Source organism: Streptomyces sp. NPDC020731, assembly GCF_044334705.1.
In the GTDB taxonomy this organism is placed as follows: Bacteria; Actinomycetota; Actinomycetes; order Streptomycetales; family Streptomycetaceae; genus Streptomyces.
Genome location: NZ_JBIRTN010000026.1, coordinates 100,881 through 112,766, shown reverse-complemented (window position 1 = coordinate 112,766; position 11,886 = coordinate 100,881). Strand labels below are relative to the sequence as shown.

Sequence of the window (11,886 nt, the reverse complement as noted above, 5' to 3'; positions counted from 1 at the left end):
ATGTTAAGCAGACAAAATGCGCAAAGTGTGCGCGCCTCGCGGGGTGTTCACACGAGAGGCCGTACGCGGACCCGGCCTCGAGGCGGAGAGAAGCGGGGGCGGGGGGGCCCGCCGGGGGGGGGGGGGGGGGGGGGGGGGGGGGGGGGGGCCCCCCGGGCCCCCCCCCCCCCGCCGCCCCACTACTGCTCCTGCTGTCCCGTCGCCGTGACCGCTTCGACGGCCTGGACGGCCCACGGGAGTTCGACCGATACGGTCTTGCCGCCCTCACGCGTGGGGCGGATTCTGAGCCTGCCGCCGCATTCCGCGGTCAGCCAGCGGATGATGACCAGCCCGCGGCCGTTGTCCTGCTGGACCGCCGCGGGCAGCCGCTTGGGGAGCCTCGGGTGGCTGTCCGTGACACCGATGTGCACCCGTTCGTCACGGACCAGGACGACGTCCACGGTGAACGTGGGTGACTGCCCGAACGTGTGCTGCACCGCGTTGGTGGCGAGTTCGGAGACGATCAGCCGGACGGTGTCGCACAGTTCCGTGCCCGCCGGCATGCCCCATTCCTCCAGCGCGCCCACCACATGGGCGCGGGCGGCCGAGACCGAGGCGGGATCGCTCGGCAGAGTGACGGATGCTTCCAGATGGTCTGCCATGGCGACGTCGTCCCTTTCCCACGGGACCGCAGTCCGACACGGAGCGGATGGTTCGAGTACGGTCCCGCACTGGTGCTTCGCCGCCAGACTGCCATCACCACACGGCACAGGACGGCGAACCACCAAGATATGCATATATCTGTCGCTCAAAGCGGTGAACTCTGCGACGGGAGACCGTATCCGGGCGACTCGGAAGGAGTAAGGAGAAGTCATGCAGCACGGTCCCGCGGTGCGCCGCCGGAAACTGGGCGCCGAATTGCGCGCGCTGCGCACCTCGGCGGGACTCACCAGCGGTGAGGCGGCCCGGCTGGCGGGCTGGCACCAGTCGAAGGTGAGCCGGATCGAGACGGGTACGAGCGGGGTGAAACCGCCCGACGTGCGGTTACTGCTCGACGTCTACCGCGTGGCCGACCCGCAGCTGCGGGAGTTGCTGCTGGTGCTGTCGGGCTCCGGTGACGGCGGCGGCCGGCACCACTGGTGGCACGCCTACCGCGGTGTACTGCCGCCGACCTACCGGGACTTCATCAGCCTGGAGTCGCAGGCGAGTGCGATGCGCACCCTGGAGACCACGGTGATCCCGGGACTGCTGCAGACGCCGGAGTACGCGCGCGCGGTGACGGAGGCGGCCCTGGAGGGTGCGTCGGAGGAGCGCCTGGACACACTGGTGGAGGTGCGGCTGGCCCGGCAGGACGTGCTGCGGGCGACGCCGCCGCTGGAGCTGAGCGCGGTCCTGGACGAGGCGGTGCTGCGCCGGGAGGTCGGCGGTCCCGGCGTGATGACCCGTCAGCTGACCCGGCTGGTCGAGGCGGCCCGGCTCCCCCAAGTGCGGTTGCAGGTCCTGCCGTTCAGCGCCGGCGCGCACATCGGCGTCACCGGTCCTTTCGTAATCTTTTCATTTTCGCGCACTTCTGATCTGGACGTGGTTGTTCTCGACCACTTGACGAGTAGCCTCCATCTGGAGCGGAAAGAAGACCTCCGGGTGTATTCGGAGGCCTTCAATGCCCTCTCGATCCACGCCCTTTCACCCGAGGACTCGTTGGATTTCATCGCCGGTGCAGCCGCCGGCGTGTAAGGAGGCACGATGCCCGTACCGCCTCGGACCATCCCTTCCAGCCTCGCACTGCACGATGTGAGGTGGCTGCGCAGCAGCTACAGCACGGGTGCGAACAACTGCGTCGAGACGGCCCGGCCGGCCACCGGCCCCCTGGCCGGACTGCTCGCCGTGCGCGACTCCAAGGCCCCGGACGGGCCCGCGCTGCTCTTCTCCCCCGCCGGCTGGACGGAGTTCGTGACCTCGGTCGGCTGACGAGCCGACCGGTCGACCCGTCCTCCGGCGACGCACGGCCGTGCCCCGCCGACTCATGGCCGCGTCTCGCCGATCACCCGTACAGCGCGTTCGATCTCCACCCCGGACAGGTCCGCGCGGGCGGTCAGTCTGAGCCGTGAGATGCCGTCGGGCACGGAAGGAGGACGGAAGCAGCCCACGGACAGGCCGGCCGCCCGGCAGTCGGCCGCCCATCGCACGGCCTGCTCCGGGGAAGGGACACGCACGGAGACGACCGCGGCGTCCGGACGTACCGCTTCCAGACCCGCGGCCGTCAGCCGGGAGTGCAGTTCCCGCGCCACTTCGCCCGCCCGTGCCGCGCGCCCGGGTTCGCGGCGCAGCAGCCGCAGGGCCGCCAGGGCCGCCCCCGCCGCGGCGGGGGCGAGCCCCGTGTCGAAGATGAACGTCCGGGCCGCGTTGACCAGGTGTTCGATCACCCGGGCCGGGCCGAGCACCGCTCCGCCCTGGCTGCCGAGCGACTTGGACAGCGTCACCGTCACGACGACGTCGTCGGCGCCCGCCAGTCCCGCCGCGTGCGGGGCCCCGCGCCCGCCGTCGCCGAGCACGCCCAGACCGTGCGCGTCGTCGAGCACCAGTCCCGCGCCGTGCTCCCGGCACGCCGCGGCGAGCCCGGTGAGCGGGGCGGCGTCGCCGTCCACCGAGAAGACCGTGTCGGACACCACGACCGCGGGTCCGTCGTGCCCGTCCAGCGCCTTGCGCACGGCGTCGGGATCGGAGTGCGCCGCGACCTGCGTCGCACCTCGGGCCAGGCGGCAGCCGTCGATCAGCGAGGCGTGGTTGCCCGCGTCGGAGACGATCCTGGAGCCGTGCGGGGCCAGCGCGGTGACGGCGGCGAGGTTGGCCGCGTAGCCGGAGGAGAAGACCAGGGCCGCCTCGAAGCCGCAGAATCCGGCCAGTTCGCGTTCCAGTTCGGTGTGGAGTTCGGTGGTACCGGTGACGAGCCGGGAGCCGGTCGACCCGCCGCCCCAGGTCCGCGCGGCCCGTGCGGCACCCTCGGTGACCTCCGGATGCCGGGCCAGGCCCAGGTAGTCGTTGCTCGCCAGATCGAGCAGGGGCGTGTCGGCGGCCCGGGGGCGCAGGGCGCGTACGAGTCCGGCCCGGCGGCGCAGTTCCGCCTGCTCGTCGATCCAGCCGAACGCCATGGGTCCTCCGGGGATTTTGTAGGCAGTGCACAGACATTAGCGGGAGGCCGGACGGACCACTGTGTGGCAATACCCACACCTCGAAGTGCCTCTGTTGTACGAACTCTCCTTGGCCCGGGCGGGGCGGGTAGGACAGGATCGGCTTTCATGGACCTGCTGAACACGCTGGTGGACAAGGGGCTTCGGCGCGAGACGCCGACCCGCGGGGAAGCTCTGGCCGTCCTCGCGACGTCCGACGACGACCTGCTCGATGTGGTGGCCGCGGCCGGGAAGGTGCGGCGGCACTGGTTCGGCCGACGGGTGAAACTCAACTATCTCGTCAACCTCAAGTCCGGCCTGTGCCCGGAGGACTGCTCCTACTGTTCCCAACGGCTCGGCTCCAAGGCCGACATCCTGAAGTACACCTGGCTCAAGCCGGACCAGGCGTCGCAGGCGGCCGCCGCCGGTCTCGCGGGCGGCGCCAAGCGGGTGTGCCTGGTGGCCAGCGGCCGGGGCCCCACCGACCGTGACGTGGACCGGGTCTCCGACACCATCAAGGCCATCAAGGATCAGAACGAGGGCGTCGAGGTGTGCGCCTGTCTCGGTCTGCTCTCCGACGGCCAGGCGGAGCGGCTGCGCGAGGCGGGCGCGGACGCCTACAACCACAACCTCAACACGTCCGAGTCGACGTACGGGGACATCACGACCACGCACACGTACGCCGACCGGGTGGACACGGTGCGGAAGGCGCACGCCGCGGGGCTCTCCGCCTGCTCGGGTCTGATCGCCGGCATGGGCGAGAGCGACGAGGACCTGGTCGACGTGGTCTTCTCGCTGCGTGAGCTGGACCCGGACTCGGTGCCGGTCAACTTCCTGATCCCGTTCGAGGGGACGCCGCTCGCCAAGGAGTGGAACCTCACCCCGCAGCGGTGCCTGCGCGTCCTGGCGATGACGCGGTTCGTCTGCCCGGACGTCGAGGTGCGGATCGCCGGCGGCCGTGAGGTGCACCTGCGCACGATGCAGCCGCTCGCGCTGCACCTGGCCAACTCGATCTTCCTCGGCGACTACCTCACCAGCGAGGGCCAGGCCGGCAAGGCGGACCTGGAGATGATCGCGGACGCCGGGTTCGAGGTGGAGGGCACCGGCGAGGTGACACTGCCGGAGCACCGCGCGGGCGGCGGCTGCACCTCGCACGAGGGCGCCGGTGTGTGCGGTTCGGCGACCGCGGACTCCTGTGGGAGCACGCCCGAGGAGCCTCGTACGGACCTGGTCGCCGTCCGCCGCCGGGGTGCCGGAACGGACCTCGCACCCAATGCCTGAGCGGTCCGTCGCCGAACTGCTGGAGCTCGACCGGCGGCATGTCTGGCATCCGTACGGGCCCATGCCGGGCCGTCAGGAACCGCTCGTCGTGGAGTCGGCGAGCGGGGTGCGGCTGAGGCTCGCCGACGGCTCGGGCGAACTGGTCGACGGGATGTCGTCCTGGTGGTCGGCGATCCACGGCTACCGTCACCCGGTGCTCGACGAGGCCGCGCGCGGGCAGTTGGAGCGGATGAGTCATGTGATGTTCGGCGGGCTCACCCACGAGCCCGCCGTACGGCTGGCGAAGCTGCTTGTCGACATGTCGCCGGACGGTCTGGAGCATGTCTTCCTCGCCGACTCCGGGTCGGTGTCGGTCGAGGTCGCGGTGAAGATGTGCCTGCAGTACTGGCGTTCGCTGGGCCGCCCGGAGAAGCGGCGGCTGCTGACCTGGCGGGGCGGCTACCACGGTGACACCTGGCAGCCGATGTCGGTGTGCGACCCCGAGGGCGGGATGCACGAGCTGTGGTCCGGGGTGCTGCCGCGCCAGGTCTTCGCGGACGAGCCGCCGGCCGGGTACGAGGAGGCGTACGCGGAGCACCTGCGGTCGACGGTCGAGCGGCACGCCGGCGAGCTGGCCGCGGTGATCGTGGAACCGGTGGTCCAGGGCGCGGGCGGAATGCGGTTCCACTCCCCCGCGTATCTGCGGGTGCTGCGCGAGGTGTGCGACGCGCACGACGTGCTGCTGGTGTTCGACGAGATCGCGACCGGGTTCGGGCGCACGGGCGCGTTGTTCGCGGCGGAGCACGCGGCGGTGACGCCGGATGTGATGTGTGTGGGCAAGGCGCTGACCGGCGGCTATCTGACCCTGGCGGCGACGCTGTGCACCGCGCGGGTGGCGAGAGGCATCTCGCGCGGTGAGGTGCCGGTGCTGGCGCACGGTCCGACGTTCATGGGCAATCCGCTGGCGGCGGCCGTGGCCTGCGCCTCCATCGAGCTGCTGCTCGGCCAGGACTGGCTCTCCGAGGTCGAGCGGATCGAGGCGGGCCTGCGGGAGGGGCTCGCGCCGGCGGCCGGACTGCCCGGTGTGCGGGACGTGCGGGTGCTCGGTGCCATCGGGGTCGTCCAGCTCGATCACGCCGTCGACATGCGGGCGGCCACGGAGGCCGCCGTGCGTGAGGGCGTGTGGCTGCGGCCGTTCCGCGATCTGATCTACACCATGCCGCCGTACGTCACGGGTGACGCGGACGTGGCGCGCATCGCCCGCGCGGTGTGCGCGGCGGCGAAGGAGGGATGACATGCCGGTGATGGTGATCACGGGTACGGGTACCGAGGTCGGCAAGACCGTGGTGACGGCCTCGGTGGCCGCCACGGCGCTGGCGGCCGGCCGGTCGGTGGCCGTGCTGAAGGCGGCGCAGACGGGTGTGCGGCCGGACGAGCCGGGGGACGCCGAGGAGGTCGCCCGGCTCGCCGGCGCGGTGACGACGGCCGAACTGGCCCGGTACCCGGATCCGCTGGCGCCGGCCACGGCGGCCCGCCGGGCCGGCCGGGCGCCGGTGCATCCGCACGAGGTCGCGGAGCGGGCCGCCAAGCTGGCCACGGAGCACGATCTGGTGCTGGTGGAGGGCGCGGGCGGGCTGCTCGTACGGTTCGACGCGGCCGGCGGGACGCTGGCGGACGCGGCGGCGCTGCTGGCCGCGCCGGTGCTGGTGGTGGCGTCGGCCGGGCTCGGCACCCTGAACGTCACGGAGTTGACGGCCCGTGAACTGCGCGGACGGGGACTGGACCTGGCGGGTGTGGTGATCGGCAGCTGGCCCGCCGAACCGGACCTGGCCTCGCGGTGCAATCTGCTGGATCTGCCGGACGTGACCGGTGCCCCGCTGCTGGGCGCCGTACCGGCCGGGGCGGGCGCGCTGGACCCCGCCGGGTTCCGGGCCTCGGCACCGCACTGGCTGGCGCCCCGGCTGGAGGGAACCTGGGACGCGGAGACGTTCCGGGTGCGCGAGGCACCCTGACGACAGCGGGGGTGTGGATCACCCGTTCGGGGGAGAATCGGCGTAGGCCAGTCCTGGGGGAGGTCCTCATGCAACTACCGTCCGGCCGGTCCACGAAGGTGGAGCGGGATGCCGTGCACCATCCTCTGTTCGCGCGGTGCTATGCCCGGCTCAGCGTCGCCGCCGAGACCCGCGGGGGGATGGCCGGGGTGCGGCGCAGACTGCTCGGCGGGCTGTCCGGCCGGGTGATCGAGGTCGGCGCGGGCAACGGTCTGAACTTCGCGCACTATCCGGGGACCGTCTCGGAGATCGTCGCCATCGAACCGGAGCGGGAGCTGCGGGCGCTGGCCGTGGAGGCCGCCCTGCGCGCGCAGGTGCCGGTGGATGTCGCGCCGGGTGCGGCGGAGGCGCTGCCGGTCAAGAGCGAGGCGTTCGACGCGGCGGTGCTCTCGCTGGTGCTGTGCAGCGTCCGGGACGTGCCGCGGGCGCTCGCGGAGCTGCGGCGGGTGCTGCGGCCGGGCGGCGAGGTGCGGTTCTTCGAGCACGGCAGGGGCGGCGGCCGGGTCATGCACCTCACCCAGCGGGCACTGGACCGGACGGTGTGGCCGACGCTGGCCGGTGGCTGCCACGTGGCGCGGGACCCGGTCGGCGCGCTGCGTGAGGCGGGGTTCGAGCTCGGCCCGTACCGGCGGATGCTGATGCCGGACAAGGGGCCGGCGCTGCCCACCTCGTACTGCGTCATGGGCACCGCGTGGCGGCCGGCGGGCGACGCGGCGGCCACCGGGAGCTGATCACTCGTACCAGCGGCGCAGCTCGGCCGCGATGTCGTCCACGGTCGCCTCGCCGTCGTTGACGAGCCGGGCCAGATCGCGCACCTGCTCCGGCGAGGTGACGACCTTCAGACCGCCGGCGACGAGATAGCCGTACGCGACGGCGGAGGCGAACAGGGCGTTGGAACGCTCCAGCGCGGGGATGTGGATCAGCAGCTGGAGCATCGACGCGGCGCGGGCGTGCGGGCTGTCGTAGACGGGGACGTCGAAGATCTCGGCCTCGTGGCGTGCGACGGCGGCGACGAGGGCGCCCCAGTCGGTGACCCGGGGGTCCCCCGGGGTCTGCCGCTCGGCGAGCATGAGCAGCCACGCGAGGTCGATGCGCAGGTTGTCCAACGGCTCAGCGGCGACCTTCGCGCGTGCCTTCGCGCTCTTTGCCGAACTCCTCGGCGAAGACGTTCTCGTACTGCTTCATGAAGTCGGCGGCGGCCTCGACGAACGCTCTGCCCGCCTCACCGGTGTCCTGCCGGACCAGTTCCTCGATGTAGCGGTTCACGCTCATCCCGCGCGCAAGGGCACGTTCCCGCGCCGCGCGGGCGGTGCCCTCGTCCACGCGCACGTTCAGCTGGGTCTTCGCCATACCTCGAAGCTAGCGCCGGGACGCTAGCAGCGGCAAGCGCTGCGGCGGGGCCGAGGAACGTGAAGAACGTGCCCCTTACACCGGCATCAGGTACCAGACCTGGGGTGGAGACGGACCTGCACCCACGGGGGATACCGGGTGTGGGCCGGATCACACTACCCTCGGCGCGACGAGCACGACCTGACGTCCACTCGGAGGAGGCGGCCTTGTCCACACCTGCTGCGGAGCACGCCCCCGGCCTCGCGTCGGCCGACGGGATCGCGGCCCGCGCCCGCGGACTGACCAAGGCGTACGGCTCGGGCGAGACGACCGTGCTCGCCCTGGACTCGGTGGACGTGGACATCGTGCGCGGACGGTTCACCGCCGTCATGGGGCCGTCGGGGTCCGGGAAGTCCACGCTCATGCACTGTCTGGCGGGGCTCGACACCGTTTCCGCCGGACAGGTGTGGCTGGGAGACACCGAGATAACCGGTCTGAAGGACCGTGAGCTGACCCGGCTGCGGCGGGACCGGATCGGGTTCATGTTCCAGTCGTTCAACCTCATCCCGACGCTGAACGCGCGGGAGAACATCACCCTGCCCATGGACATCGCGGGCCAGAAGCCCGACGAGAAGTGGCTGGACCAGGTCATCGACACGCTGGGGCTGCGGGACCGGCTCAGGCACCGGCCCGCACAGCTGTCGGGCGGCCAGCAGCAGCGGGTGGCCTGCGCGCGGGCGCTGGCCTCACGGCCCGAGCTGATCTTCGCGGACGAGCCGACCGGCAACCTCGACTCCCGCGCGGGTCTCGAAGTGCTCGGCTTTCTGCGCGAGGCCGTGGACTCGCTCCGGCAGACCGTCGTGATGGTCACGCACGACCCGGGCGCCGCCGCCCACTCCGATCTGGTGCTCTTCCTCGCGGACGGCCGGATCGTGGACGAGATGCGGCAGCCCACGGCGGAGTCGGTGCTGGAGCGGATGAAGCGCTTCGACGCGCTCCGCGCCCCCGCGGACGACGCCGACGGCCCGGCCCCGGGCACTGTCCCGGCGGACGGCGAGCAGACCTCCGAGAAGGACTGACGCCGTGCTGCGGGCGACGCTGCGGAGCTTTCTCGCACACAAGGGGCGGCTGCTGCTGTCCGCGCTGGCCGTCGTCCTGTCCGTGGCGTTCGTCGCGGGCAGCCTGATCTTCTCGGACACGGTCTCCCATACCTTCGACCGGCTGTTCGCGTCCAGTTCCGCCGATGTGACGGTGGAGCCCCGGGAGGACCTGGAGTCGTCGGTGCCCACGGGCGCCGTCCGGACGGTACCGGCCTCGCTGGTGCGGGAGCTGGCCCGTGTCGACGGCGTCGGGTCGGCCCATCCGGACGTCGAGGCCTCGAACATCACGGTCGTCGACAGCGACAGCGAGTCGGTGGGGCCGACCACGGGCGCGCCGACCCTCGCGGTGGACTGGTACGTCAGCGAGCGCAGCGTGGTGGAGCTGACCTCCGGCCGCGCCCCGCGCGGCGACGGCGAGGCCGTGCTGGACGCGGACACCGCCGACACCAAGGGTGTGGAGATCGGGGACGCGCTGTCCGTGCAGGCGCAGCCGGGCTCGTTCCGGGTGGAGATCGTCGGGATCGCCACGTTCACCACCACGAACCCCGGCGCGGCGCTGGTCTTCCTCGACCCCGAGGTGGCGGCCACCAGACTGCTCGGCTCGGCGGACCGGGCCACGAGCATCTCCCTGGACGCGGCGCCGGGCGTGACCGACGCGGAGCTGAAGCGCCGGGTCACCGCGGAGCTCGGTGGCGGAAGCTACGAGGTGAGGACGGCGGACGAGCTGGCCGAGACGGCCGCCGAGGAACTCGGCGGATTCCTCGACGTGATCAAGTACGTGATGCTGGGATTCGCCGGCATCGCGGTCCTGGTGGGCGTGTTCCTGATCGTCAACACCTTCTCGATGCTGATCGCCCAGCGGACCCGTGAGCTCGGCCTGCTGCGGGCACTCGGTGCCGACCGCAGGCAGGTACGCCGGTCGGTGCTCACCGAGGCGGTGCTGCTCGGTCTGGTCGGCTCGACGCTGGGGCTGGCGGCCGGTGTCGGGCTCGCCTTCGGGCTGATCCGGCTCATGGGCGTGTTCGGCATGAACCTGAAGACCACGGAGATGGTCGTCGGATGGCCCACGCCCGTCACCGCGTACGTCGTCGGCGTGGGTGTCACCTTCGTCGCGGCGTATCTCCCGGCCCGCCGCGCGGCGGGCGTGTCACCGATGGCCGCGCTGGCCGACGCGGAGATCGCCGGGGTGGGACGGCCGCTGCGCACCCGCGCGGTGGTGGGTTCCTCGGTGGGCGCTCTCGGCGCGGCCGCGCTGGTGGGCTGCGTACTCGCCGGCGAGACCTCCTCGGCGGCCTCGCTGCTGGGGCTCGGTGTCGTCCTCACGCTGATCGCGACGGTCATCGCCGGTCCGCTGCTGGTGCGGCCGGTGATCCGGGTGCTGGGCGGGGCGTTCCCCGCGCTGTTCGGCCCGGTCGGCCGGATGAGCCAGCGCAACGCCCTGCGCAATCCCCGCCGTACCGGCGCGACCGCCGCCGCGCTGATGGTGGGGCTCGCCCTGGTCGGCGGGATGTCGGTGGCCAGCGCCTCGATGTCCCGCTCCTTCGACGAGCAGATCGACAAGACGCTGGGCGCCGACCTCGTGCTGCAGAACGCCAACTTCGTGCCGTTCTCCCAGGAGGTCACCGACCGGGTCCGGGACACGGAGGGCGTCGGGCTGGTCGTACGGCAGCGGTTCGCGCCGGTGGCGGTACGGCTGCCGGACGGGGAGCGGGTCGAGACCACCGCCGCCGGGTACGACGACCGGGCGGACGAGGTCGCGCGCGTGACGTACGCGAGCGGTGGCACGGCGGCCGCGCTGGCGGACGGCAACATCGCCATGGACGCGGACTTCGCCGAGGAGCACGGCGTCCGCATGGGCGGCACGGTCCCGGTCGAGTTCCCCGGCGGCAGGAGCACCGAGCTGACGGTGGCCGCCCTCACCGACATGGAGGGCGGTGAGGGCTTCGGGACGCAGGGCGGGCTGGTCTTCGGCATCGCGACGGTCGAGGAGTACGTGCCGGGCGGGCAGGACTCCGCGCTGTACGTCAACGCCGCCGCGGGGACGAGCGTGGACGAACTGCGCGACCGGCTGGAGACGACGCTGGAGCCGTATCCCCAGGTGCAGGCCCGTGACCAGGCCGACTACAAGGAGCTGGTGCACGACCAGATCGCCGTCCTGCTGTACCTCGTGTACGCGCTGCTGGGGCTGGCGATCGTCATCGCGGTGCTGGGCGTGGTCAACACCCTCGCGCTGTCGGTGGTGGAGCGCACGCGCGAGATCGGTCTGCTGCGGGCGATCGGCCTGTCCCGGCGGCAGCTGCGGCGGATGATCCGGCTGGAGTCGGTGGTGATCGCCGTGTTCGGCGCGGTTCTGGGACTCGCGCTGGGGCTGGTCTGGGGCCTGTGCATCCAGCAGGTCCTGGCCCTCCAGGGCATGACCGCCCTCGCCGTCCCCTGGGGCACGGTCGTCTCGGTCGTCATCGGCTCGGCGGTGGTGGGCATCGCGGCGGCCCTGCTGCCGGCTCTGCGGGCGTCCCGGATGAACGTGCTGGAGGCCATCGCGCACGAGTGACCCCGCACGGGCGCGCAGGGGGCCGTCGCGTGCCCCTCGCCCGCGTGCGGGCCCGTCCGACGGTCGCGGGCCCGCCCGGCAGCGGTTGCGGCACACGGCCCGTGCGGACGCGCGGACCCCGTGGCGCCGCGTGGGAGCCGGCGGGGCGGGCCGGCGGCCGTCGCCGCGAGTCGGCACGGCGTGCCCGGCCCGGCGTGTCGGGTGGGCGGAACACCCGGAGCATGCCGCACACGCGGGGAGGCGTCGCCGGGCGTGGCCGTGCCGCCCCGTGCGGAAGGCGGTCGCCGGACGCGGCCGCACGGGACCCCGCCGCCCCCACGGGACAGGCGCCGGACGAGTCCGGGCAGGGCACGCGGCCCACAGCGGGCGTCACGGACGGGTGGGGGCGGGGCGGGGCGGCTCGCGCGGTCGGGGTGGTCCGGATCGTGGAATGGCCTGTCGTACGGGAC

The 11,886-nt window shown here is 72.7% G+C and carries 12 protein-coding genes; 8 read left to right on the top strand and 4 right to left on the bottom strand.

What is annotated here, in order from left to right:
• Window positions 1-179 precede the first annotated feature (179 nt).
• Window positions 180-641, bottom strand: coding sequence for an ATP-binding protein (locus ACH4VX_RS32380; protein WP_398372491.1), 462 nt, complete (start codon window positions 639-641; stop codon window positions 180-182).
• 211 nt (window positions 642-852) lie between these two features.
• On the opposite strand from ACH4VX_RS32380, the gene ACH4VX_RS32375 reads away from it, so the two are divergent.
• Together ACH4VX_RS32375 and ACH4VX_RS32370 are read left to right on the top strand one after the other, a co-directional pair.
• Complete coding sequence (locus ACH4VX_RS32375; protein ID WP_398372489.1) at window positions 853-1,713, top strand: helix-turn-helix domain-containing protein; 861 nt, start codon at window positions 853-855, stop codon at window positions 1,711-1,713.
• A gap of 9 nt (window positions 1,714-1,722) precedes the next feature.
• On the top strand, window positions 1,723-1,947 hold the full coding sequence (locus tag ACH4VX_RS32370; protein ID WP_398372487.1) for a DUF397 domain-containing protein: 225 nt from the start codon (window positions 1,723-1,725) through the stop codon (window positions 1,945-1,947).
• 53 nt (window positions 1,948-2,000) lie between these two features.
• Here ACH4VX_RS32370 and ACH4VX_RS32365 read toward each other — a convergent pair whose 3' ends face one another.
• Window positions 2,001-3,128 (bottom strand): 8-amino-7-oxononanoate synthase, encoded by a 1,128-nt coding sequence (locus ACH4VX_RS32365; protein WP_398372486.1) that lies wholly within the window; start codon window positions 3,126-3,128, stop codon window positions 2,001-2,003.
• A 147-nt stretch (window positions 3,129-3,275) separates the two neighbouring features.
• Between ACH4VX_RS32365 and bioB the strand changes: the two genes are divergently transcribed.
• From bioB to ACH4VX_RS32345, 4 genes are all read left to right on the top strand, one after another.
• Window positions 3,276-4,427 carry a biotin synthase BioB gene (gene bioB, locus ACH4VX_RS32360; protein WP_398372484.1) on the top strand — a complete coding sequence of 384 codons (1,152 nt, stop codon included), beginning with the start codon at window positions 3,276-3,278 and terminating at the stop codon, window positions 4,425-4,427.
• Window positions 4,420-5,700, top strand: coding sequence for an adenosylmethionine--8-amino-7-oxononanoate transaminase (locus tag ACH4VX_RS32355; protein ID WP_398372482.1), 1,281 nt, complete (start codon window positions 4,420-4,422; stop codon window positions 5,698-5,700). Before bioB ends, ACH4VX_RS32355 begins: the two co-directional genes overlap by 8 nt.
• Window position 5,701: 1 nt before the next feature.
• The gene (gene bioD, locus ACH4VX_RS32350) at window positions 5,702-6,418 is read left to right on the top strand and encodes a dethiobiotin synthase (RefSeq protein WP_398372480.1); all 717 of its coding nucleotides are present in this window, start codon (window positions 5,702-5,704) and stop codon (window positions 6,416-6,418) included.
• Window positions 6,419-6,486: 68 nt separating this feature from the next.
• The gene (locus ACH4VX_RS32345) at window positions 6,487-7,188 is read left to right on the top strand and encodes a class I SAM-dependent methyltransferase (protein WP_398372478.1); all 702 of its coding nucleotides are present in this window, start codon (window positions 6,487-6,489) and stop codon (window positions 7,186-7,188) included.
• On the opposite strand, the gene ACH4VX_RS32340 is transcribed toward ACH4VX_RS32345, so the two are convergent.
• Both ACH4VX_RS32340 and ACH4VX_RS32335 read right to left on the bottom strand, forming a co-directional pair.
• A complete protein-coding gene (locus ACH4VX_RS32340) occupies window positions 7,189-7,563 on the bottom strand; it encodes a fic family toxin-antitoxin system, toxin component (protein WP_398372475.1) in 375 nt (124 codons plus the stop codon).
• Window positions 7,564-7,567: 4 nt separating this feature from the next.
• Window positions 7,568-7,807 carry a toxin-antitoxin system HicB family antitoxin gene (locus ACH4VX_RS32335; RefSeq protein WP_398372473.1) on the bottom strand — a complete coding sequence of 80 codons (240 nt, stop codon included), beginning with the start codon at window positions 7,805-7,807 and terminating at the stop codon, window positions 7,568-7,570.
• A 206-nt stretch (window positions 7,808-8,013) separates the two neighbouring features.
• Here ACH4VX_RS32335 and ACH4VX_RS32330 point away from each other — a divergent pair, with 206 nt between their 5' ends.
• Entirely contained in the window at window positions 8,014-8,865 is an 852-nt protein-coding gene (locus ACH4VX_RS32330) for an ABC transporter ATP-binding protein (protein WP_398372471.1), read from the top strand.
• Between the two features lie 4 nt (window positions 8,866-8,869).
• Window positions 8,870-11,437, top strand: a complete 2,568-nt coding sequence (locus ACH4VX_RS32325; protein WP_398372469.1) for an ABC transporter permease — start codon at window positions 8,870-8,872, stop codon at window positions 11,435-11,437.
• The last annotated feature ends 449 nt before the right edge of the window (window positions 11,438-11,886 follow it).